9 protein-coding genes are annotated in these 25,146 nt (G+C 65.6%); 5 read left to right on the forward strand and 4 right to left on the reverse strand.

Translation table 11 applies throughout. The features are described from left to right. Positions 1-9: 9 nt before the first annotated feature. On the forward strand, positions 10-14,643 hold the full coding sequence (locus AC0Z42_RS16420) for a beta strand repeat-containing protein (protein ID WP_485469268.1): 14,634 nt from the start codon (positions 10-12) through the stop codon (positions 14,641-14,643). A gap of 124 nt (positions 14,644-14,767) precedes the next feature. Here the strand turns inward: AC0Z42_RS16420 and AC0Z42_RS16425 are convergent, their stop codons facing one another. Continuing rightward, on the reverse strand, positions 14,768-15,406 hold the full coding sequence (locus tag AC0Z42_RS16425; protein WP_485469269.1) for an NAD(P)H-dependent oxidoreductase: 639 nt from the start codon (positions 15,404-15,406) through the stop codon (positions 14,768-14,770). Positions 15,407-15,512: 106 nt separating this feature from the next. Beyond that, positions 15,513-16,514, reverse strand: a complete 1,002-nt coding sequence (locus AC0Z42_RS16430; RefSeq protein ID WP_485469270.1) for an aldo/keto reductase — start codon at positions 16,512-16,514, stop codon at positions 15,513-15,515. A gap of 101 nt (positions 16,515-16,615) precedes the next feature. Between AC0Z42_RS16430 and AC0Z42_RS16435 the strand changes: the two genes are divergently transcribed. After that, a complete protein-coding gene (locus AC0Z42_RS16435) occupies positions 16,616-17,506 on the forward strand; it encodes a LysR family transcriptional regulator (RefSeq protein WP_485469271.1) in 891 nt (296 codons plus the stop codon). On the opposite strand, the gene AC0Z42_RS16440 is transcribed toward AC0Z42_RS16435, so the two are convergent. Continuing rightward, positions 17,507-18,592: an ATP-binding protein gene (locus AC0Z42_RS16440; protein WP_485469272.1), complete on the reverse strand. Its 1,086-nt coding sequence runs from the start codon at positions 18,590-18,592 to the stop codon at positions 17,507-17,509. Next, positions 18,592-19,311: a response regulator gene (locus AC0Z42_RS16445; RefSeq protein ID WP_485469273.1), complete on the reverse strand. Its 720-nt coding sequence runs from the start codon at positions 19,309-19,311 to the stop codon at positions 18,592-18,594. The genes AC0Z42_RS16440 and AC0Z42_RS16445 overlap by 1 nt, the downstream gene beginning before the upstream one ends. 133 nt (positions 19,312-19,444) lie before the next feature. Here AC0Z42_RS16445 and AC0Z42_RS16450 point away from each other — a divergent pair, with 133 nt between their 5' ends. From AC0Z42_RS16450 to AC0Z42_RS16460, 3 genes are read left to right on the forward strand one after another with little or no spacing between them, the layout of a single operon-like run. Next, on the forward strand, positions 19,445-20,605 hold the full coding sequence (locus tag AC0Z42_RS16450) for an efflux RND transporter periplasmic adaptor subunit (protein WP_485469274.1): 1,161 nt from the start codon (positions 19,445-19,447) through the stop codon (positions 20,603-20,605). A 25-nt stretch (positions 20,606-20,630) separates the two neighbouring features. Then, entirely contained in the window at positions 20,631-23,762 is a 3,132-nt protein-coding gene (locus AC0Z42_RS16455; RefSeq protein WP_485469275.1) for a multidrug efflux RND transporter permease subunit, read from the forward strand. Continuing rightward, positions 23,759-25,135 carry an efflux transporter outer membrane subunit gene (locus tag AC0Z42_RS16460; protein ID WP_485469276.1) on the forward strand — a complete coding sequence of 459 codons (1,377 nt, stop codon included), beginning with the start codon at positions 23,759-23,761 and terminating at the stop codon, positions 25,133-25,135. Before AC0Z42_RS16455 ends, AC0Z42_RS16460 begins: the two co-directional genes overlap by 4 nt. The last annotated feature ends 11 nt before the right edge of the window (positions 25,136-25,146 follow it).

Below are 25,146 nucleotides of genomic sequence, written 5' to 3' on the forward strand. Positions count from 1 at the left end.
GCGGCGCTGATGCTGGGCTACGGCAGTCTTGCGCTGGCCGGGCCCACCGGCGGCACGGTGGTGGCGGGGCAGGCCAATATCGGTGGCGCGCCGGGTGCGACGGTGATCAACCAGGGCAGCCAGAATGCGGTGATCAACTGGGCCCAGTTTAATATCAACAAGGGTGAATCGGTACAGTTCGTGCAACCCAACAGCAATGCGGTGGCGCTGAACCGGGTGCTGGGCAATGACGGCACGACGATTTTGGGCAACCTGTCAGCCAACGGCAAAGTCTTTATCGTCAACCCGAACGGCATCCTGTTCGGCCAGGGCGCTTCGGTCAACACGGCCGGTCTGGTGGCCTCCACGCTCGATATCAACAACGCCGACTTCATGTCGGGCAACTATAAATTTGCCGGCAACGGCACGGGCAGGGTGCTGAACCAGGGTGCGCTCAGCGCGCCGGGCGGCTATGTGGCCTTGCTGGGCGCCAATGTATCGAACGAGGGCACGATCAATGCACGCCTGGGTTCGGTGGCCCTGGCGGCCGGCCAGGCGATTACCCTGGACGTGGCCGGCGACGGCTTGCTGAATGTGGCTGTGGACCGTGGCGTGGTGGGCGCGCTGGTGCAAAATGGCGGCCTGATCCAGGCCGATGGCGGCCATGTGGTGTTGACGGCGCAGGCCGCCGGCAACCTCCTGAAAACCGTGGTCAACAATACCGGCGTGATCGAGGCGCATACGATCGACACGCGCGGCGGCACCATCAAATTGCTGGGCGACATGCAAAGCGGCACCGTCAACGCGGCCGGCACGCTGGATGCCAGCGCACCAAGCGGCGGCAACGGCGGCTTTGTCGAGACCTCGGCCGCGCATGTGAAACTCGATGACGCGCTGAAGGTCACGACCGCATCGAGCATCGGCCTGACCGGCACCTGGCTGATCGACCCGACCGACTACACCATCGCGGCGACCGGCGGCGACCAGACCGGCGCGTATTTTACCGATGCGCTCAAGAGCAACAGTGTCCATATTCAGAGCGTCTCGGGCGGCAGCGGCACGCTGGGCAATATCAACGTCAACGACACGATTTCATGGTCGGCCAACCAGCTGAAGATGACGGCGCAAAACAATATCAACGTCAACAAGCCGCTGCGCGGCTCCGGCACGGCCAGCCTGGCGCTGGAATACGGCCAGCAGGCGGTCGCGTCGGGCAACAACGCCACTTACAATGTCAAGGCCGAGATCGACCTGCCATCGGGGCTGAACTTCAGCACCAAGCTGGGCAGCGACGGCACGGCGACGGCCTACACGGTCATCAACAGCCTGGGCGCGGCCACCAGCACCAGCGGCACCGATTTGCAAGGCCTGAAAAATGCGCTGAGCGGCAACTTTGTGCTGGGCGCGAATATCGACGCCAGCGTCACGGCGAACACGGCGGTCTGGGGCGCCAACGGCTTCACGCCGATCGGCACCACCGGCACGGCATTCTCCGGCCAGTTCGACGGCCTCGGCCATGTCATTAATGGCTTGAGCATCGGCAGCACCACCGGCGGCACCGGGGTGGGCTTGTTCGGCGTGATCAATTCCACAGCCCAGGTGCGCAATATCGGCATCGTCGCGCCGACGATCACGTTCAGTGCAGCGAGCTATGGTAACGTGGGGGCGCTGGTCGGCTACAATAACGCTGGCACCATCAATAACGCCTATGTCAGCGGCGGTACGCTGACCAGCCCGGGCAGCGTGCGGATGGGCGGCCTGGTCGGGCTGAACGACGGCACCATCAGCAACAGCTACAACAGCGCCGCACTGCTGGTGACGACCAATAGCGGCAGTTTTCTAGGCGGCCTGGTCGGTCAAACAACCAGCAACAGCAAGATTAGCAACAGCTATAACAGCGGCACGGTGGCCGCGAATAAATTCACCGCCGGCGGCCTCGTCGGCAACAATCTTGGCAGCATCACCGACAGTTTCAACACCGGCGCCGTGACCGCCGGCTTGGGCGCAGGCGGCATCACCGCCACCAATGGTAGCGCCACCGACGCCGGCTTGATCACCAACAGCTACAATACCGGCGCCATCGTCGGCATCGGGCAAGTCGGCGGCGTAGTCGGCTACAACCTCTTGATGGGACAAGTCAACAATAGTTACTCGACCGGATCGGTGACGGCTGGAGCGACGGGCGGCAGCAATCCCAGATACGGTGGCCTGGTCGGCGATAGCCGGGGCATCATCGCCAACAGTTATGCCACCGGCGCGGTCACCGGCACGGGCGCGACAGGCGGCGTGGTGGGTAGGACTCCCGAAGGCGGCACGATCACCAATGTTTATTCTTCCGGCGTGGTGAGCTTGATCAGCGGCGGCACCGGTGCCACGGGTGGCGTGGTCGGCACTCTGGGTGGCACCAGCTCGATCAATGGTGGCTATTACAATGCGACGGTGAACCCGTCGATATCGGCCCTCGGCGTCAACAGCACCACTGGAACCCTCGCCGCGCTCAGCGCCCTGACAGCGACACAAATGCAAACCGCGTCGAACTTCGGCACGTTCAATTTCACGACCACGACTGGTCTGACCGGCAATAATTGGGTCATGGTCAATACTGACGGCACACTTAACGGCGCAGGCAACGCGACAGGCGCCACCGGGCCGATGCTGTCGTCCGAGTACAGCAGCACGGTCAAATCGTCGCATCAATTGCAATTGATGGCGATGAACCTGGCCGGCAATTACACGCTGGGCCGCGACATCAACGCGGCGACGACAGGCCTGTCGACCGACGCCTGGAATGGCGGCACCTTCGTGCCGGTCGGCGCCAGCGCCGGCGCCATGTTCACCGGCACCTTCGACGGCGCCGGCCATGTCGTGTCAGGCCTGGTCGTCAATCGTCCCGGCGCCAATAACGCCGGCCTGTTCGGCGTGACGTCGGACACCGCGATCGTGCGCAATGTCGGCCTCGAAGGCGGCAGCGTCACCGGCGCGAATAGCTCGGGCGCATTGGTCGGCCTCAACCTGGGCCTGGTCGACGGCAGTTACAGCACCGTCAGCGTGACCGGCGGCAGTCAGGTCGGCGGCCTGGTCGGCTTGAACGGCATCAACGGCGGCGTCCCCGGCATCGTCAGCAACAGCTACGCCAGCGGCGCCGTCAGCGGCACCGGCATCATCGGTGGCCTGGTCGGCTCGAATAGCGGCACGCTGACCAATAACTATGCCAGCGGCGCCGTCAGCGGCGGCACCACCCAGGGCGGCTTGGTCGGCAACGGTGGCGGCACCGCCACCGGCAATTTCTGGGACACTGCCACCAGCGGCCTGGCGACCAGCGCGGCCGGCACCGGCTTGACCACTGCGCAAATGAAGTTGCTGTCGACCTACAGCGGCGCAGCGTGGGATCTGGCCGGCGCGTGGATCGTCTACGACACCAACACTTACCCGTTGCTGCGCGCGTTCATGACGCCGCTCCAATTGACTTTCGCGGCGGGCGCGACCAAGACCTATGACGGCACCGCCAACTTTGCGGCGCCAAGCTTCACGTATTCGAACCCGAGCGCCTCGCTGTTCGGTTCGCTGAACTATGGCGCGGCGGGTAGCGCCGTCAACGCCGGCACCTACGCCATCACGGCCGGCGGCCTGTATTCCGGCCAGCACGGTTACGCGATCAACGCCAATGCCGTGAACCTGGTCATCAACAAGCTGGCCGCGACCCTGACCGGCGCGTCGGTCGCCAGCCGCGCCTATGACGGCACCACGGCCGCCACGCTGATCGGCGGCACGGTCAGCGGCTTGCTGGCGCAAGACGCCGGCAACGTCGCGTTCGTGACGGGCACGTTCGCCAGCAAGAATGCCGGCACCGGTATCGGCGTCACGCCGATCGGCAGCGGCAGCGCCGGAGGCAACTATACCGTCGCGGTGGGGGGGCTGACCGGCGATATCACGCCGAAAGCGCTGACCTTGTCCGGCCTGGCCGCCACTACCCGGCAATATGACGGCGGTATAGGCGCCACCCTGACCGGCGGCACCTTGAGTGGTCTGATCGGCAGCGAAACCTTGGGCCTGGGCACGTCGATCGGCGTATTCGCCGACAAGAACGCCGGCGCCGGCAAGGCGGTGACGGTGACGGCCGGTGCGCTCGCCGATGGCAGCGGCCTGGCCAGCAACTATACGGTCACCGCGCCGACCGGCGTCACCGGCACCATCACGGCCAAGACCTTGAGCTGGGTTAACCTGGCGTTGGATCCCAGCAAAGAGTACGATGGCAACACGACGGGCTCCATCAACAAGGGCAGCATCACCGGCCTGGTTAGCGGCGAAGCGTTGAAAACAGGCTCTACCGCCACGTATGCCGACAAGAACGCCGGCAATAGCAAGGTAGTCACCGTCCACACCACCCTGGGCAATGGCAGCGGCGGCCTGGCGTCCAACTACACGCTCGCCGATGCTTCCCTGACGTCCAGCATCACGCCAAAAGCGTTGACGGTGACCGGTGCCGTGGCTGGCAACAAGGTCTACGACGGCACGCTGGCGGCAAGCATTACCGGTGGCACCCTGAGCGGCATGATCGGCAGCGAAACGGTGGGCCTGGGCGCGCTGTCCGGCGCGTTCGGCGACAAGAACGCCGGCACCGGCAAGGCCGTGACGGTCGGCGGCGGCACCTTGTCGGACGGCACCAACGGCGGCCTGGCCAGCAACTACACGGTCGCCAGCGTGACGGGCCTGTCCGCCAACATCACCCAAAAAGCATTGACGGTCAGCGGCGTGGCTGTCGCCAGCAAGGCCTACGACGGCGACACTGCCGCGACCGTTTCCGGCGGCACCCTGAACGGCCTGGTCAGCGGCGAAACGCTGGTCTTGTCCGGCCAGACGGGCGTGTTCGCCGACAAGAACGCCGGCGCGGCCAAGGCCGTGACGGTGTCCGGCGCGACGCTGGCCGACGGCAGCGGCCTGGCCAGCAATTACACGGTCAGCAACACGACCGGCGCCACCGGCACCATCACGCAAAAAGCGCTGACGGTCAGCGGCGTGACGGCCAGCGACAAAGTCTACGATGGCGGCACGGCGGCCACCTTGAGCGGCGGCGCCCTGGCCGGCATGGTCGGCACGGAAACGCTGGGCTTGTCCGGCCTGAGCGGCGTGTTCGGCGACAAGAACGCCGGCGCCGCCAAGGCGGTGACGGTGACCGGCGGCGCGCTGTCGGACGGCAGCAACGGCGGCCTGGCCAGCAACTATACGGTCGGCGCGGTGACCGGCTTGACGGCCAGCATCACGCAAAAAGCGCTGACGCTGAGCGGCCTGGCCGCCAGCGCCAAGGCGTATGACGGCAATAACAATGCCACCTTGATCGGCGGCACCTTGAGCGGCATGGTCGGCGGCGAAACGGTCAGCGTGTCCGGCCAGACCGGCACGTTCAGCGACAAGAACGCCGCGACCGGCAAGGTCGTGACCGTCACCGGCACGACGCTGGTCGACGGCAGCGGCCTGGCCAGCAATTATTCGCTGGCCAATCCGACCGGCGTGACCGGCGATATCACCAAAAAAGCGCTGACGATCAGTGGCATCACGGCCACCAACCGGGCCTACACCGGCGGTACCGCGGTCGGCCTGGGCGGTACCGTGATTCTGGACGGACTGGTCGGTGCGGAAGGCGTCGGCGTCGGCGGCATGGTCGGTGTCTTTGCCGACAAGAACGTCGGCACCGGCAAGGCCGTCACCATCACCGGCGCGGTCATGACCGTCGGCAGCAACGGCGGCCAGGCCAGCAACTACACGATCAGCAACCCGACCGGCGTGACGGCCAATATCACCAAGGCGACCATTTCCGCGGTGACCAGTATCGTGGTCGACAGCAAGGCTTACGACGGCGGCCTGAACGCCACCGTCAACGCGGCCGGCGCCACCTTCGGCGGCATCAAGAGCGGCGACAGCCTGACGGTCAGCGCGACGACGGCCACCTACGCCGACAAGAACGTCGGCACCGGCAAGACGGTGACGATCAGCGGCATCGGGCTCGGCGGCACCGACGCCGGCAACTACAATCTGACGACGACCACCGGCAGCAGTACCGGCGCCATCACGCCGAAAGCGTTGACGATCGTTGGCATGTCAGCCGTCAGCAAGGTTTATGACGGCAACACCAAAGCCAGCGTGTCGGGCGGCTCGATCGATGGCCTGGTCGGTTCGGAAACGCTGGGCGTGACCGGTTTGACCGTCACTTTCGACGACAAGAACGCCGGCACGGCCAAGTCCGTCACGGCGACCGGCACGACCTTGGTCAATGGCGGCAACGGCGGCCTGGCCAGCAACTACACAATGGCCAACCCGACCGGTTTCACGGCTAACATCACGCCGAAAGCGCTGACGGTGACGGGCATGACGGCCGGCACCAAAGTCTATGACGGCACGACGGCGGCAAACCTGTCCGGCGGCAGCCTCAGCGGCGTAATCAGCGGCGAGACGCTGGTGTTGTCGGGCGGCAGCGGCGTCTTTGTCGACAAGAACGCCGGCGTCGCCAAGAGCGTCACGGTGTCCGGCGTCAGCCTGGCCGACGGCACCGGACTGGCCAGCAATTATTCGGTGAACAATCCGACCAGCGTGAAGGGCACGATCACGCAAAAAGCGCTGACGGTGTCGGGCACCCTGGCGGCGTCCGATAAAGTCTATGACGGTTTGACGACCGCCAGCCTGTCGGGCGGCACACTGAGCGGCTTCGTCGGCACGGAAACGGTCGACCTGGCGGGCCTGTCGGGCACGTTCAGCGACAAGAATGCCGGCAGCGGAAAAACCGTGACGGTCAGCGGCGGCACGCTGGCCAACGGCAGCAACGGTGGCCTGGCCGGCAATTATTCGGTCAGCGCCAGCGGCAGCGCGACAGCCAGTATCACGCAAAAAGCGTTGACGGTGACCGGCGCCACGGCGGCCGACCGGGTCTATGACGGCACGCTGAAGGCGAGCGTCAGCGGCGGCACCTTGAGCGGCATGGTAGGCACGGAAACGCTCGGCCTGTCCGGCTTGTCCGGCGCCTTTGTTGATAAAAACGTCGGCACTGCCAAGACCGTGACAGTCAGCGGCGCGGCATTGGCTGACGGCACGAATGGCGGCCTGGCCGGCAATTACAGCGTCGCCAACCCGAGTGGCTTGACGGCCGCCATCAGCCGCGCCACCATCAGCAGCATTTCCAACATCGTGGCCGACAGCAAGACTTATGACGGCAATACCAAGGCCACCGTCAGCGCCACCGGCGCGACGTTCAACGGCATGGTTGCCGGCGACAGCCTGGCGGTCAGCGCGACGAGCGCCACGTTCGCCGACAAGAATGCCGGTAATGGCAAGACGGTGGCGGCAACCGGCATCGCATTGGCCGGCACCGACGCGGCCAACTACAACCTGACGCTGACGACGGCCAGCGGCACCGGCAACATCACGCAAAAGGCGTTGACGATCGTCGGCATGTCGGCGGTCAACAAGGTTTATGACGGCAACACCAAGGCCAGCGTGTCGGGTGGCTCGATCAGCGGCCTGGTCGGCTCGGAAACGCTGGGCGTGACCGGTTTGACGGTCACTTTTGACGACAAGAACGCCGGCACGGCCAAGTCCGTGACGGCGACCGGCACGACGCTGGTCAACGGCGGCAATGGCGGCCTGGCCAGCAATTATTCGATGGCCAACCCGACCGGTTTCACAGCCAATATCACGCCGAAAGCGTTGACGGTGTCTGGCATGACGGCCGGCACCAAAGTCTATGACGGCACCACGGCCGCGACCCTGCTTGGGGGCAGCCTGAGCGGCGTAATCAGCGGCGAAACGCTGGTGTTGTCTGGCGGCAGCGGCGTGTTCGCCGACAAGAACGCCGGCAACGGCAAGGCCGTGACGGTCAGTGGCGTCAGCATTGCCGACGGTACTGGCCTGGCCAGCAATTACAGCGTGACCAATCCGGCCAATGTGACCGGTTCCATTACGCAAAAAGCGCTGACGGTATCGGGCACGCTGCTGGCGTCGGACAAAACCTATGACGGCAATACCACCGCCAGCATCTCGGGCGGAACACTGAGTGGCTTTGTCGGCACGGAAACGGTTGACCTGTCCGGCCTGTCCGGGACGTTCTCGGACAAGAACGCCGCTAGCGGCAAGACCGTCACGGTCAGCGGCGGCGCCCTGGCCAACGGCACCAATGGCGGCTTGGCCAGCAATTATTCGGTCAGCGTCGGCGGTAGCACGACCGCCAGCATCACTCAAAAAGCTTTGAGCGTGACGGGCGTGGCGGCCGCCAACAAAATCTATGACAGCACCACCAAGGCCACCGTCACCGGTGGCGCCTTGAGCGGCCTGGTCGGTGGCGAAACCCTGGGCCTGTCCGGCCTGTCGGGCGTGTTCGCCGACAAGAACGCCGGCACCGGCAAAAGCGTGACTGTCAGCGGCGCGACGCTGGCCGACGGCACTGGCCTGGCCAGCAACTATACGGTCAGCAACCCGACCACCGTGACGGCCAATATCAACCAGGCCACCATCAATACGGTCAGCAATATCGTGGCCGAAAGCAAAGTGTACGACGCCAACACCAAGGCGACCGTCACCAACGCCGGCGCCACCTTTGGCGGCCTGTTCAATGGCGACGCCTTGAGCGTCAGCGCCACCTCGGCAACGTTTGCCGACAAGAACGCCGGCAGCGGCAAGACCGTCACTGCCAGTGGCCTCACCCTGGGCGGCACGGACGCCGGCAACTACAACCTGACGGCGGTAAGCGGCACCGGCACCGGCACCATCACGCCGAAGGCGCTGACGATCGTCGGCATGTCTGCCGTCAACAAGGTGTATGACGGCAACACCAAGGCCAGCGTGACGGGTGGTTCGATCAGCGGCCTGGTCGGCTCGGAAACCCTGGGCGTGACGGGCTTGAGCGTCACCTTCGATGACAAGAACGCCGGTACCGGCAAGGCCGTGACGGCGACCGGCACCACCCTTGTCAACGGCGGCAATGGCGGCCTGGCCAGCAATTACTCGATGGCCAACCCGACCGGTTTCACGGCCAATATCACGCCGAAAGCGTTGACGGTGTCTGGCATGACGGCCGGCAACAAGGTGTATGACGGCAACACGAGCGCGACCCTGGCCGGCGGCGCCTTGAGTGGCCTGGTAACGGGTGAGACGCTGGTGGTCTCGGGCGGCACGGGCGTGTTTGCCGACAAGAATGCCGGCAATGGCAAGGCGGTGACGGTCAGTGGCGTCGGCCTGCTTGACGGCACCGGCCTGGCCAGCAATTACACGGTCAGCAATCCGACCGGTGTGACGGGTTCCATCACGCAAAAAGCGTTGAGCGTCATTGGAGCGGTGGCGCTTGATAAAACCTATGACGGCACGCAGGGCGCCACCATCACTGGCGGCACCTTGAGTGGCCTGGTGGGCACGGAAACGGTCAGTCTGGCAAGCCTGGCCGGTGCCTTTGCGGACAAGAATGCCGGCAGCGGCAAGGCCGTCAGCGTTACCGGCGGCACCTTGTCCAACGGCAGCAACGGCGGCCTGGCCAGCAATTACTCGGTTGGCCCGGTCATTGGCCTTGCGGCCAGCATCGCGCAAAAAGCATTGAGCGTCACCGGTGTGACGGCCGGCAACAAGGTCTATGACAGCACCACCAAGGCAACCGTCAGCAGTGGCGCCCTGGACGGCCTGGTCGCTGGGGAAACCCTGAGCCTGTCAGGCCTGTCGGGTGCCTTCGGCGACAAGAACGCCGGCACCGGCAAAGCCGTCATTGTCAGCGGTGCGCAGATCAGCGATGGCACCGGCCTGGCCAGCAACTACACGGTCAGCGATCCGATCGGTGTCAAAGCCGATATCGCCAAGGCGAACATCACGGGCGTGACCGGCCTTGCGGCTGGCACCAGAGTGTACGACGCCACCACCACGGCCACCGTCAGCAACGCCGGCGCCACATTTGCCGGCATGTTCAATGGCGACGCCTTGAATGTTAGCGCCACCTCGGCCAACTTCGTCGACAAGAACGCCGGCAGCGGCAAGGTTGTCAACGCCAGCGGCCTCACCCTGGGTGGCACGGATGCGGGCAACTACAACCTGACGGCCACCACGGGCACCGGCACGGGTACCATTACTCAGGCGCAGATCACCGGCGTGACGGGGATCATCGCTGGCAGCAAGACCTATGACGCCACCACCACTGCCACGGTCAACAATGTCGGCGCCACGTTTGCTGGCGTGTTCAATGGCGACAGCTTGAGCGTCAGCGCCACCTCGGCAACGTTTGCCGACAAGAATGCCGGCAGCGGCAAGACCGTCAATGCCAGCGGCCTCACCCTGGGCGGCACGGACGCGGGCAACTACAACCTGACGGCCACCACCGGCACCGGCACGGGTACCATTACCCAGGCGCTGATTGCCAGCGTCAGCGGCATCACGGCCGCCGGCAAGACCTATGACGGCACCGATACGGCCACCCTGAACGCAGGTGCCACCTTCAACGGCGTGCTGGGTAGTGACAGCCTGTCATTTACGGCTACCAAGGCCGCATTCAGCGACAAGAACGCCGGTACCGGTAAAACAGTCAACGTCAGCGGCATTGCGCTGGGCGGTGTGGATGCGGGCAATTACACCCTGGCCAGCAACACCGGCACCGGCACCGGCGATATCGCCAAGGCCAATATCACGGGCGTGACCGGCTTTGTGGCTGGCACCAAGGTCTACGACACGACCATCAAGGCCGCCGTCAACGGTGCTGGCGCGACGTTTGCCGGCATGGTCAATGGTGACGTGCTGAGCGTGAGCGCCACTGACGCGGCTTTCACTGACAAGAATGCCGGCAACGGCAAGACCGTCAACGCCAGCGGCCTCACCCTGGGTGGCACGGATGCGGGCAACTACAGCCTGACGGCCACCACCGGCACCGGCACGGGCGCCATCACCCAGGCACAGATCACCGGCGTCACCGGCATCGCCGCTGGCAGCAAGACGTATGACGCGACGACCGCTGCCACGGTCAACAATGCCGGCGCCACGTTAGCCGGCCTGTTCAATGGCGACAGCTTGAGCGTCAGCGCCACCTCGGCCTCCTTCAATGACAAGAATGCCGGCAGCGGCAAGACCGTCAATGCCAGCGGCCTCACCCTGGGCGGCACGGACGCAGGCAACTACAACCTGACGGCCACCACCGGCACTGGCACGGGTACCATTACCCAGGCGCAAATTGCCAGCGTCACTGCCATCACGGCCGCCGGCAAGACCTATGACGGTACCGATACGGCCACCCTGAACGCAGGTGCCACCTTCAACGGCGTGCTGGGTAGTGACAGCCTGTCATTTACGGCCACCAAGGCGGCGTTCAGCGACAAGAACGCCGGCACCGGCAAAGCGGTCAACGTCAGCGGCATTGCGCTGGGCGGTGCGGATGCGGGCAATTACACCCTGGCCAGCAACACCGGCACCGGCACCGGCGATATCGCCAAGGCCAATATCACGGGCGTGACCGGCTTTGTGGCTGGCACCAAGGTCTACGACACGACCACCAAGGCCGCCGTCAACGGTGCTGGCGCGACGTTTGCCGGCATGGTCAATGGTGACGTGCTGAGCGTGAGCGCCACTGACGCGGCTTTCACTGACAAGAATGCCGGCAGTGGCAAGACTGTCAATGCCAGCGGCCTCTCCCTGGGCGGCACGGACGCGGACAACTACAACCTGACGGCCACCACCGGCAGCGGCACGGGTACCATTACCCAGGCGCAAATTGCCAGCGTCACTGGCATCACGGCCGCAGGCAAGACCTATGACGGCACCGATACCGCCACCTTGAACGCCGGTGCCACCTTCAATGGCGTGCTGGGCAGTGACAGCCTGTCGTTTACGGCCAGCAAGGCGGCGTTCAGCGACAAGAACGCCGGCACTGGCAAGACGGTGAACGTGGAAGGCATCGCGCTGGGCGGCTTTGACGCGGGCAACTATGTGCTGGCCGATGCGAAGTCCAGCGGCACGGGCACCATCACGCCGAAAGCGCTGACGATCAGCGGCCAGGTTACAGGCAATAAAGTCTATGACGGCAATACCGCGGCGCAATTGTCCGCTGGCGTGCTCAATGGCCTGGTGGGATCGGAAAGCCTGGCCATCGGTGGCCAGGTCGCCAGCTTCAGTGGCAAGGATGCCGGCACGGCCAAAACCGTGACGGTGACCGGCACCACCCTGGTCGATACCAGCACCGGCCTGGCCAGCAACTATACGGTCAGCAACCCGACCGGCTTGAGCGCCAGCATCACGCCGAAAGCCCTGACGGTGGCCGGCCAGCTGGCTGGTAATAAAGTCTACGACGGCAATACAGCCGCCAGCCTGTCCGGTGGCGCCCTGAGCGGCCTGGTGGCCGGTGAAACCCTGGGCTTCGGCGGCCAGAGCGCCTTGTTCGGGGACAAGAACGCAGCCAATGGCAAGACTGTGACAGTGACCGGCACGACCCTGGTCGACACCGCCAGCGGCCTGGCCAGCAACTATACGGTCAGCGACCCGACCGGCCTGACGGCCAGCATTACGGCCAAGGCTTTGACGGTCACCGGCCAGCTGGCGGGCAATAAAGTCTATGACGGCAATACGCAAGCGAGCTTGTCCGGTGGCGCCCTGAGTGGCCTGGTGGCCGGTGAAACCCTGGGCTTAGCCGGCCAGACGGCAGTGTTCAGCGACAAGAACGCGGCCAATGGCAAAACCGTGACGGTCAGCGGCACAACCTTGCTCGATACCGCCAGCGGGCTGGCCAGCAACTATACGGTCAGCAATCCGACAGGCTTGACGGCCAGTATCACGGCCAAGGCTTTGACGGTTACGGGCCAGTTGGCCGGCAGTAAAGTTTATGACGGCAATACGCAAGCGAGCTTGTCCGGCGGCGCCCTGAGTGGCCTGGTGGCCGGTGAAACCTTGGGCTTAGCCGGCCAGACTGCAGTGTTCAGCGACAAGAACGCGGCCAATGGCAAGACCGTCACGGTAACTGGCACGACTTTGCTCGATACCGCCAGCGGCCTGGCCAGCAACTATACTGTCAGCAACCCGACCGGCCTGACGGCCAGCATTACGGCCAAAGCCTTGACGGTGACCGGCCAACTGGCCGGCAATAAAGTCTATGACGGCAATACGCAAGCGAGCCTGTCCGGCGGCGCCCTGAGCGGCCTGGTGGCCGGTGAAACCCTGGGCTTTGGCGGCCAGACGGCAGTGTTCAGCGACAAGAACGCGGCCAATGGTAAAACCTTGACAGTCAGCGGCACGACCTTGGTCGACACCAGCACCGGCCTGGCCAGCAACTATACGATCAGCAACCCGACCGGCCTGACGGCCAGCATTACGGCCAAGGCCCTGACGGTGACCGGTCAGTTGGCCGGTAATAAAGTCTATGACGGCAATACTGCGGCGCAGTTGTCCGGTGGCAGCTTGAGCGGCCTGGTCGCTGGTGAAACCCTCAGTATTGGCGGCCAGAGCGCGGCGTTTGCCGACAAGAACGCCGGCACTGCCAAGGCCGTCACCGTGACGGGCACGACCTTGGTCGATACCGCCAGCGGCCTGGCCCGCAACTACACTGTCAGCAACCCGACTGGCTTGACGGCCAGCATCACGCCGAAAGCCCTGACGGTGGCCGGCCAGCTGGCGGGCAATAAAGTTTACGACGGCAATACGGCGGCGCAGTTGTCCGGCGGCGTGCTGGCGGGCCTGGTGGCGGGCGAAAGCCTGGGCCTGGCTGGCCAGGTGGCGACATTTGCCGACAAGAACGCGGCCAGCGCCAAGGCGGTGACGGTCACCGGCACCACCCTGGTCGATACCAGCACCGGCCTGGCCCGCAACTATACGGTCAGCAATCCGACCGGCTTGACGGCCAGCATCACGCCAGCCAGCTTGCTGGTGCGCGCCACCGGTGCCGCGTCGCGCGTGTACGACACGACGACCAACGCCAGCGTGACCCTGAGCGATAACCGTATCGCAGGCGACGTGCTGACCATCAGCAACAGCGGCGCCCGCTTTGCCGACAAGAACGCTGGCGCCAACAAGACGGTAACGGTGAACGGCATTGCGCTTGGCGGTGCGGATGCGGGCAACTACACGGTCAACGCCACGGCGACCACCAGCGCAAGCATCACGCAGGCGGCGTTGGGCGTGAAGGTGGATAACGCCGAGAAAGACCAGGGCAATATCAACCCTGCCTTCACGGCCAGCTACACGGGCTTGCTGGGTGGCGATACGCTGACGAACGAGGTCAGCGGCAACCTGGCGTTCAGCACGCCGGCCACCACCGGTACGCCATCGGGCAGCTATCTGGTATCGGCGGCCGGCCAGACGTCGACCAACTATGCACTGACGTACACGTCGGGCGTGTTGACGGTCAAGCCGACTGAAGCGCTGCAAAGCGCGGTGGCCAGCGTGCTGGCTGCGGTCAATGTGGCGCCATCGCAGGGCAATATGGTGCAGGCCGAGGTGGTGTCGACGGGCGAGAAGGTGGACAGCAAGGTCGAAGCCGTTGCGGTGGCAAAGGGCGAGCCGGAGCAGGGCACCAGCAGCGGCAACGATACCAGCGTCGTCAACACGCCGGCAGTGCAGCTCGCGGGTACCGTTACCACCAACGTCTTGCCTGGCTTGCGCCTGAATGTGGTCGATAGTGGTTTGCGCTTGCCGTCCGAGGCTGGCAATACCAGCATCGAAAGCCAGTAAGCGAAGTTGTTGGCTGAACTGCCGCGTCGTGCAAAAGGGCGCGGCAGTTTGAAGAAACAGGCATGAAAAAAAGCGGAGGCTGCCTTGGGGCAACCTCCGCTTTTTGCATTATGCTACAAGAAACTTACGCCAGTTCGGTGACGAACTCTTCTTGCGGACGGCGAACTTTTTCCAGGTTCTGCAGCCAGTCGCCTTCGCCGGCGCGGTAGCCCAGCGGCAAGATCACTACCGAGCGCAGGCCGTGCGCGGTCAAGCCCAGGATTTCATCGACCTTGGCCGGATCAAAGCCTTCCATCGGCACCGAATCGACTTTTTCCTGCGCCGCGGCGATCAGGGCCGTGCCGACGCCGATATACGCCTGGCGCGCCGCGTGCTGATAGTTGGTTTCGGCATCGCGCTGCGGATAGGTGTTCAGGATCTGCTGGCGGTACGCTTCCCAGCCTTCGTTCTTGAAGCCGCGCACGGTGTTGACCAGGTCAAACATATGGTTGATGCGTTCCACCGTGTAATTGTCCCAGGCCGCAAATACCAGCAGGTGCGAGCAATCGGTCACTTGGCCCTGGTTCCAGGCGTGCGGCTTGATCTGCGCGCGCAGTTCAGGATTGGTCACGACAAACACTTCGTACGGCTGCAGGCCGCTGGAACTGGCCGTCAGGCGCACGGCTTCCACGATGCGGTCGACTTTTTCTTGCGGTACCGCTTTCGACGGATCCATCTTTTTGGTGGCGTAACGCCATTGCAAGTCTTGCAGCAAATCGGACATGGAAATCTTTCTTTTGTGAATAGTTAAGGACAGAAATGATAGCGGATTCAGCGATTTCAAGTGCGGCGCGCGCTGAAATCGCCAGTGCCGGCGCCGTGACTGCTGGTTACAGGCCTACCATGTCCAGTTCCTGCTGCGGATAGCGCGCGCCGTGCACCGCCGCCGGCGGTATCGCCGCCGTAATCGCCGCCAGCTCGGACGGCGCCAGCACGATGCTGGCGGCGGCAATGTTTTCTTCCAGGTGCGCCAGGCTGCGCGCGCCGGGAATCGGCACGATGGACTCGTCCTGCACCAGCAGCCATGCCAGCGCCAGCTGCGCCGCCGTGATCCCGCGCGCCGCCGCCAGTCCTTGCAATGTCGTCACCAGGTGCCGGTTGGCCGCCATTGCCGCTGGCTGGAAACGTGGCAGGCTGTGGCGGTAGTCTTCCGGCGCCAGCGCCGCGCTGGAGGTAAGTTTGCCGGTGAGAAAACCCCGTCCTAGCGGACTGTAGGGCACGAAGCCTATCCCCAGCGCGCGGCAGGTTGGCAGCACCTCGGCTTCCACCTCGCGGCTCCACAGCGAATATTCGGACTGGACCGCCGCGATCGGGTGGACGGCGTGGGCGCGGCGCAAGGTGGCGGCCGACACTTCAGACAGCCCCAGGTGGCGTACCTTGCCGGCCCGCACCAGCTCGGCCATGGCGCCAACCACGTCCTCGATCGGCACGGCAGGATCGACGCGGTGCTGGTACAGCAGGTCGATGCACTCGATGCCCAGCCGTGACAGCGACGCTTCGACCGCCTGGACGATATGTTCCGGACGGCTGTCGACACCGGCCATGCGCGCCACACCCTGGCCCTCGGGCAAGATCCTGAAGCCGAACTTGGTGGCAATTGCGACCTTGCCACGCAGCTCGCGCAGCGCGCGTCCCACCAGCGCCTCATTGATATAGGGGCCGTAGACCTCGGCCGTGTCGATCATGGTCACGCCCAGTTCGACCGCGCGGTGCAGCACGCGCAATGACGTGGCGTCGTCGGCGCCGCCGTAGGCAAAGCTCATGCCCATGCAGCCCAGGCCGATGGGGGCGACGCGCAAGTCGCTGCCGCCCAGTTGTCGATATTGTTCCATTGCAGTCCTCGGTGATGTATCGAGTGCCCAGTATGGCGTGACGTACTGCATTCGATAAGATAGGCTATCCTGCATGGATTACTGAATCACCGTCATCAATCATGACCGACCTGAATGTCCTGACCTCTTTTGCCGCCGTCGCCCGCCTGCGCAGCTTTCGCCAGGCGGCGCTCGAGCGCGGCGTATCGGCTTCCGCCCTGAGCCATGCGCTGCGTGCCCTGGAGGAACGCCTGGGTGTGCGCCTGCTGCACCGTACCACGCGCAGCGTGACGCCGACCCAGGCGGGCCAGCAACTATTGGCGCGCCTCGCGCCGGCCCTGCGCGACATCGACGATGCCTTGCTGGAACTGAGCAGCTTGCAGGATGTACCGACGGGCAAGCTGCGCCTGAACGTGCCGCGGCCTGCGGCGCGCCTGCTGCTGGGCCCGATGCTGGCGCACTTTGCCGCGCGCTATCCGCGGGTGCAGGTAGAACTGGTGACCGACGACGGCCTGATCGATATCGTGCGCGACGGTTTTGACGCCGGCATCCGCTTCGGCGAGACCGTGGCGGCCGACATGATCGCCGTGCCGGTGGGGGCGCCGCAGCCTTTCGTGGTGGTGGCCGCGCCAGCCTACCTGGCGGCGCATGGCGTGCCACAGGCGCCGCGCGAGCTGCTGGCGCACGCCTGCATAGGGCGGCGTTTTCCCAGCGGGCGCCAGTATGCGTGGGAGTTCGCGCAAGGTGTCAGCGTCGCAGTATCCGGCTCGCTGGTGTTCGACGACGATGAGCTGATGCTGGGCGCCGCGCGCGATGGGGCCGGGCTGGCCTATGTGTACGAAGCCGATGCGCGCGCCGATATCGCGGGCGGGCGCCTGGTGTGCGTGCTGGAAGGCTGGCATGCGCTCGCGCCGCGCTACTTCCTGTACTACTCGAGCCGCAAGCAGATGCCGGCCGCGCTGCGCAGTTTTATCGAGATGCTGCGCGCCGATGGCGGCGTGGCGCCGGCTTGATCAGGCCGCGGATGGCGGCGCGCCATGCTCGACCGGCCACTTGACGGTCAGGACGGCGCCGCCGGCCGCGCCGCGCCCGCAGGTGGCGCTGCCGCCGTGGGCGCGCGCGATGGCCTCGACCACGGCCAGGCCCAGGCCGCTGCCACCGTGCTGGTCGGACCTGGCAGCGTCGCCGCGGCGGAAGGCCTCGAACACGTGCGGCGCCAGTTCGTCGGGGATGCCCGGCCCCGCGTCTTCGAGCTGCAGCAGGTATAGACCGTCCTCCACGCGCGTACTCAGCAACAGCTGGCCCGCATGCGCATAGCGGCGCGCGTTCTCGAGCAGGGCCAGCACGACCTGGCGCATGCGTGCCGCATCGCAGCGCACCGGATGGCCAGACAAGTCCAGGCGCAAGGCAAAGCCGGCCGCCGCCAGCTGCGGGCCCAGCAGCCGGGCGACTTCCTCGATTTCCAGCACCAGGTCGGTCCACGTCAGGCGCAACTGCATGTGGCCACTGTCGGCCAGGCTCAGGGTACGCAAGTCTTCGATCAGCCGGCCCAGGCCCTCGACCTGCGACAGCAGGGCGGGAAACTCCACCTCTTCGGGCTTGAACACGCCGTCGACCACGCCCTGCAGGGTGCCGCGCAGGATGGTGACGGGCGTGCGCAATTCATGCGCGATGGCCGCGTTCCAGGTCTGGCTTTCGCGCGCGCCGCGTTCCAGCCGTTCAGCCATGCTGTTGAAGTCGTCGACCAGCAGCGCCGTCTCGCCCAGGCTGCGGTCGCCCGCCACGGCGCGCACGGCCAGGTCACCATGGGCCACGCGGCGCACGCTGTCCATCACAGAATTGATGGGCGTGAGGATGCGCGCGGCCAGCTTGACGGCGAAGAACAGCGCCAGCAGCAGGCCGAAAATGGTGATGGCCAGTATCCACAGCCATTCCGCCGTGGTCGGCGACAAATCGTCGGGCTCGGACAGCATGGCCGGATCGATCTTGAAGGCGATGGCGAAAAATATCCACGAGCCTATCCAGCTCAGCCCGATGCTGCACACCATCAGCACCGACATCGACAGCACGATCTGCCGGTTCAGTCCTGTCAGCCGCATCACGCTTCGCCTTCGAGCCGGTAGCCCACGCCGCGCAGGCTGACCGGCATATTGGCCATGCCCGCTTCTTCCAGCTTCTTGCGCAGCTTGCTGACATGGCTGTCCACCGTGCGCTCAAGGGTATTGCCCTCGGGCAGGCACGCTTCCAGCAGTTCGAGCCGGCTGCACACGCGGCGCGGCGTGCGCGCCAGGTGGGCCAGCAGGCGAAACTCGGTCAGCGTCAAATTGAGCGCAGTCACCACGCCGGCTTGCGCCACGCTGGCGGCATAGCTTTCGTGGTCGATCTCGATTGGACCACAGCGCAGCCGCGCCGGTACCGCCTCGGCCGGGCGCGCGCGCGAACGGCGCAGCACGGCCGCGACCCTTGCCACCACTTCGGCCGGGTTGAACGGTTTCACAATATAGTCGTCGGCGCCCACGCGCAGGGCCGCCAGCTTGTCGGCGTCCTGGTCGCGCGCGGTGAGCATGATGACGGGGGTGTCGCCGCGGCGGCGCACCTGCGCCAGCACCTCCCAGCCATCCTGCAGCGGCATCTGCACGTCGAGCAGCAGCAGGTCGGGCGCCAGCGCCAGATGCTGCGCCAGCGCCTGGCGGCCATCAAGCGCGAACGCCGTGCGGTAGCCGTCGCGCTCCAGGTAGCCGGCCAGGATGCGGGCGATCTGCGGCTCGTCTTCGGCGATCAATACAAGCGGGGAAAAGGTGTCTGGCAAACGGTTCATGCGCGCAGTCTAGCACCGTTCATGGTCTCCATCGAATCTCCACATTTCCTCGACGGTGGTTCCACACAGGCTCTTTATGCTGCTGATATCAGTCGACCGGACCGCCGGTCGGGATACGCCACAGAGAAAGACCATGCATCCGAACCGCCTCCTGAAAACCCATATCGCCACCATGGCCGCCTTGCTTGGCCTGGCCGCCTGTTCGCCACCCCAGCCAGCGCCACCGGCCGCGCCGCCGCCGCCGGTCACGGTGCTCAAGCTGCAGGCCGCGCCGCTGGTGCTCAGCGACGAATTGCCCGGCCGCGTGGCCGCCTTCCGCACCGCCGATATCCGTCCGCAGGTGGGCGGCATCGTGCTGCGCCGCCTGTTCGAGCAGGGCGCCGACGTGAAAGCGGGGCAGAAGCTGTTCCAGCTGAACGCGGCGCCGTTCCAGGCCGAAGCCGATGCCGCCGCCGCCGCGCTGCAAAGCGCGCAGGCCACCGCCAACCGCGCCGGCGTGCAGGCCGAGCGCCTGAAGCCCTTGATGGAGGCCGACGCCATCAGCCGGCAGGCCTATGACGATGCGGTGGCCCAGCGCGAGCAGGCGATTGCCAGCGTGGCGCAGGCGCGCGCGGCCCTGGCGCGGCGCCGCCTCGACCTGGCGTTCGCCAGCATCGACGCGCCGATCGCCGGGCGTATCGGTTCCGAACTGGTGACCGAAGGCGCGCTGGTGGGCATGGCCGACACGGCGCCGATGGCGCGCATCGAGCAGATCGACAAGGTGTATGTGGACGTGCGCCAGCCTGCGGCCAGGCTGGCGGCCCTGCAGGCCGCCGGCGCCAGTGGCGTTGACAAGCTGCCGGTCACCATTCTCGGTGCCGACGGCAAGGCCTACGCGCAGACGGGCCGCATTGTGTACTCGGGCACCAGCATCGACGCCGGCACCGGCGACGCCATTATCCGCGTGCTGGTCGACAATCCGCAGCGCGCGCTGTTGCCTGGCATGTTCGTGCGGGCCCGCCTCGCGCGCGCCCGGGAGGCCCGTGGCCTGCTGGTGCCGCAGCAGGCCGTGCTGCGCGCCGGCGACGGCCAGGCCCAGGCCTGGGTGCTGGACCAGGCCAACAAGGCCAGCCTGCGCCCGCTCGAAGTGGGCGACGTCATCGACCATCAGTATGTGGTCAGCAAAGGCCTGAAGGCCGGCGAAACGGTGGTGGTCGAAGGCCAGGAACGGCTGCAGGCAGGCAGCGCCGCCACGCCGAAGACCTGGCGGCCAGCTGCCGTGCAAGCGAGCGCCGATGCCGCGTCCACTCATTGAACCGCGCTACCTGAAAGTGTCAAACATGCCCCAATTTTTTATCGACCGCCCGGTGTTTGCCTGGGTGGTGGCGATCTTTATCGTCCTGTTCGGACTGATCGCCATCCCGCAATTGCCGATTGCGCGCTTTCCCTCGGTGGCGCCACCGAGCGTCAGCATTACCGCCAGCTACCCCGGCGCCACGCCGCAGACCATGAACGATTCGGTCGTCAGCCTGATCGAGCGCGAGCTGTCGGGCGTGAAAAACCTGCTGTACTTCGAGTCGTCGTCCGACACCTCGGGTTCGGCCTCGATCAGCGTTACCTTCAAGCCGGGCACCAATCCGGAACTGGCGCAGGTCGACGTGCAGAACCGGTTAAAGGCGATCGAGCCGCGCCTGCCGCAGGCGGTGCGCCAGAATGGCCTGGGCGTGGAGTCGGCCTCGTCGAGCTTCCTGATGATCGTCAGCCTGAATGCCCCGAAAGGTGGCTACGACGAAGTGGCGCTGGGCGACTACCTGGCGCGCAATGTGACCGAAGAGCTGCGCCGCATCCCCGGCGTGGGCAAGGTGCAGCTGTTCGGCACCGAGCGCGCCATGCGCATCTGGGTCGATCCGGCCAAGCTGGTTTCCTACAACCTGGCCATGGGCGACATCACGGCCGCCGTGACACAGCAGAACGCGCAGATCGCGCCGGGCCGTCTCGGCGACGCGCCGGCCGTCAAGGGCCAGCGCGTGACCATTCCTCTGACCGTGCAGGGCCAGTTGCAAACGCCGCAGGAGTTCGCCGCCATCGTGCTGCGCGCCAACCGCGATGGCGCCAAAGTGACCATTGGCGACGTGGCGCGGGTGGAACTGGGCGCGCAAAGCAGCAACTTCAGCATCCGTGAAAATGGCCATGGCGCCTCGGGCGCCGCCGTCAGCCTGTCGCCGGGCGCCAATGCCGTGCAGACGGCCAGCGCGATTCGCGCGCGCATGGCCGAGCTGGCGCCGGCCATGCCGGCCGGGATGCAGTACTCGGTGCCGTTCGACACCGCGCCGTTCGTGAAAATCTCGATCGAAAAAGTGGTCATGACGCTGATCGAGGCGATGGTGCTGGTGTTCCTGGTGATGTATCTGTTCCTGCAAAAGATACGTTACACCCTGATACCGGCCATCGTCGCGCCGATCGCCTTGCTCGGCACGTTTACCGTGATGCTGCTGGCCGGTTACTCCGTCAATGTGCTGACCATGTTCGGCATGGTGCTGGCGATCGGCATTATCGTCGACGACGCGATCGTGGTGGTCGAAGCGGTCGAGCGCCTGATGGCCACCGAAGGCCTGTCGCCGAAAGAGGCGACCTCGAAAGCCATGCGCGAGATAACCGGCGCGGTGGTCGGCATCACGCTGGTGCTGACGGCCGTGTTCATTCCGATGGCGCTGGCCAGCGGCTCGGTGGGCGCCATCTACCGCCAGTTCACGCTGGCGATGGCGGTGTCGATTTTGTTCTCGGCCTTCCTGGCGTTGAGCCTGACGCCCGCCCTGTGCGCCACCATGCTCAAACCCATCGGCCCCCACGACCATGAAAAGAAGGGCTTTTTCCGCTGGTTCGACCGCCAGTTCGAGCGCATGACGGCGCGCTATGAACAGGGCGTGGTGGTGATGGTGAAACGTGCGGGACGCTCCATGCTGGTCTACGGCGGCGTGGTCGCGGTACTGGCGTTTGCCTTCCTGCGCCTGCCGTCGGCTTTTCTGCCGGAAGAAGACCAGGGCTACTTCATCACGTCGATGCAGCTGCCGTCGGACGCCACCATGGAACGCACCCTCGATGTCGTAAAGCAGTTCGAGCGCCATGTGGCCGGCCGGCCCGGGATTGAAAACAACCAGTCGGTGCTGGGTTTCAGCTTTTCGGGCGCGGGGCCGAATGCGGCGCTGGCCTTTACCATGCTGAAAGACTGGAAAGAGCGCGACGGCGCCACGGCGCAGGAAGAAGTGCTGCAGGCGCAAATGGCCATGGCCAGCGCGCGCGAGGGCATGATCATGAGCCTGATGCCGCCCGCCATCGATGAACTGGGCAACTCCTCGGGCTTTTCCATGCGCCTGCAGGACCGCGCCAACCAGGGCACTGCCGCCTTGCAGGCGGCGCAGAACCAGTTGCTGGGACTGGCCGCGCAGAGTACCAAAGTGGCCGGCGTCTATCCGGACGGCCTGCCGCCGGGCGCCAGCGTGCGCCTGGAAATCGACCGCGCCAAGGCCGAAGCGTTGGGCGTGTCGTTTGGCGCCGTCAGCGACATGCTGACGGCGGCCATGGGCTCGAGTTACGTCAACGATTTTCCGAACGCGGGCCGCATGCAGCAGGTGATCGTGCAGGCCGACGCGCCGGCGCGCATGCAGCTGAACGACGTACTGGGCCTGCGCATCCGCAACAGCGCCGGCGGCATGGTGGCCCTGGGTCAATTGGTGCATCCGGTGTGGAGCGAAACGCAGCTGCAACTGGTGCGCTTCCAGGGCTACCCGGCGGTGCGCATCTCGGGCAGCGCCGCGCCTGGCGTATCGAGCGGCGACGCCATGCTGGAAATGGAGCGGCTGGTGAAGCAGCTGCCACCGGGCTTTGCGCTGGCCTGGACCGGACAGTCGCTGCAGGAGAAAGAGTCGGCCTCGCAGGCGCCGATGCTGATGGCGCTGTCGATGCTGGTGGTGTTCCTGGTGCTGTCGGCCCTGTATGAAAGCTGGGCCATCCCGCTGTCGGTGATGCTGGTGGTGCCGCTGGGCCTGCTGGGCGCGGTGCTGGCCGTGACGATCCGCGGCATGCCGAACGATGTGTTCTTCAAGGTCGGGATGATCACCATTATCGGCCTGTCGGCCAAGAACGCGATTCTGATCGTGGAATTTGCGCGCCAGTTGCAGGCGCAGGGCAAGGGCCTGGTGGAAGCCACCGTGGAAGCGGCGCGCCTGCGCCTGCGCCCGATTTTGATGACCTCGCTGGCGTTCGCCCTGGGCGTGGTACCCCTGATGCTGGCCAGCGGCGCCAGCGCCGAGACCCAGCATGCGATCGGGACGGGCGTATTTGGCGGCATGATCACCGCCACCGTGCTGGCCGTATTCTTCGTGCCGGTATTTTTTGTCGTCGTGCTGAGCGCGGTCGACAGGCTAGGGCAGCACTGGCGCAAAAACAAATCGCATGTGCAAGGAGAATCATGATGCGTAGCTGTTTCGTTTTACCGATGGCCGTGATGGCGGCCGCCTTGTCGGCCTGTTCCCTGACGCCGCCACTGGCCAGGCCGGCGCTGCCGGTACCGGCGGCATATGATGCCAATGCAGTCGCCGGCCAGGGTAATGCGGCCGATCTGGGCTGGCGCCAGATGCTGCTCGACCAGCGTTTGCAGCGGCTGGTGGAACTGGCGTTGCTGAACAACCGCGACCTGCGCGTGGCGGCGCTGAACGTGGACGCCGTGCGCGCCCAATACCAGATACAGGACGGCGCGCGCTATCCCGCCATCGGTGCCAATGCCGGCGGCGTGCGCCAGCGCGTGACAAACACGATGCAAACCCAGTTCACGGCGGGCATGGCCATGAGCGCTTTCGAGATCGACCTGTTTGGCCGCCTGCGCTCGTTGTCCGACGCCGCCTTTGCACGCTACCTGGCAACCGAGCAGGGCCGGCGCGCCGCGCAACTGGCCTTGACGGCGGCTGTTGCCGACGCCTATCTGGAAGAGCGGCTGGCGATCGAGCAGCTGGCACTGACGCAAGCGACCCTGCACGACTGGCGCCAGGCACTGAGCATTACTCAGCGCCTGCATGCGGCGCAGCAGGGCAGTGGTCTCGATGTGGCGCAAGCCGAAGGGCAGGCGGCGACGGCGGAAGCGGATTTGCAGGCGCGTGAGCGTGCACGCCAGCTGGCGCGCAACAATCTGGAACTGCTGCTGGGCGGCCCTGTGCCGGGCGATCTGCCAGCCGGGCGCGCGCTCGACGCCCAGCCGGTGCTGACACAGCTGCCGCCAGGCCTGCCGTCCGACCTGCTGGCGCGCCGGCCCGATATCCTGCAAGCGGAACAGGCGCTGGTGGCGGCGAATGCGGAAATCGGCGCCGCGCGCGCCGCCTTCTTTCCACGCCTGTCGCTGACGGCGCAGCTGGGCCTGGCCAGCCCTGAAGTGGGTGACCTGTTTCGCTCAAGCGCGCGCAGCTGGTCGTTCGCGCCGCAGATCACGCAGCCGCTGTTCCAGGGCGGCCAGCTGCGCGCCGAGCTGCGCCTGTCGCAGATCCGCACCGAGGTGGCGGTGGTGCAGTACGAGCAGGCGATACAGGGCGCGTTTCGCGAAGTGCGCGATGGCCTGGCCGGCAGCCAGACCTATGCGCAGCAGATCGCGGCGCAGCAGCGCGTGGCGGCCAGCGCCGAACAGCGGCGGCAACTGTCGCAACTGCGCTACGGTGCTGGCCAGGACAGCCGCCTGGAGCTGCTTGATGCGCAACGGCAATCATATGCTTCACAGCAAACTTTGCTAGACTTGCGGCGTGACCAGTTCAAATCCGCCGTCGCCCTGTACAAGGCGCTGGGAGGCGGGCTGGAAGAGTAATCGCTTGCCGC

This window comes from Janthinobacterium sp. 1L-D-8-B-C4 (genome assembly GCF_057291295.1).

Coding starts and splice junctions, on each gene's coding strand:
- AC0Z42_RS16455 (WP_485469275.1), top strand. CDS start 20,631: ATGCCCCAATTTTTTATCGACCGCCCGGTGTTTGCCTGGGTGGTGGCG.
- AC0Z42_RS16430 (WP_485469270.1), bottom strand. CDS start 16,514: ATGGAACAATATCGACAACTGGGCGGCAGCGACTTGCGCGTCGCCCCC.
- AC0Z42_RS16435 (WP_485469271.1), top strand. CDS start 16,616: ATGACCGACCTGAATGTCCTGACCTCTTTTGCCGCCGTCGCCCGCCTG.
- AC0Z42_RS16425 (WP_485469269.1), bottom strand. CDS start 15,406: ATGTCCGATTTGCTGCAAGACTTGCAATGGCGTTACGCCACCAAAAAG.
- AC0Z42_RS16445 (WP_485469273.1), bottom strand. CDS start 19,311: ATGAACCGTTTGCCAGACACCTTTTCCCCGCTTGTATTGATCGCCGAA.
- AC0Z42_RS16440 (WP_485469272.1), bottom strand. CDS start 18,592: ATGCGGCTGACAGGACTGAACCGGCAGATCGTGCTGTCGATGTCGGTG.
- AC0Z42_RS16450 (WP_485469274.1), top strand. CDS start 19,445: ATGCATCCGAACCGCCTCCTGAAAACCCATATCGCCACCATGGCCGCC.
- AC0Z42_RS16460 (WP_485469276.1), top strand. CDS start 23,759: ATGATGCGTAGCTGTTTCGTTTTACCGATGGCCGTGATGGCGGCCGCC.
- AC0Z42_RS16420 (WP_485469268.1), top strand. CDS start 10: ATGCTGGGCTACGGCAGTCTTGCGCTGGCCGGGCCCACCGGCGGCACG.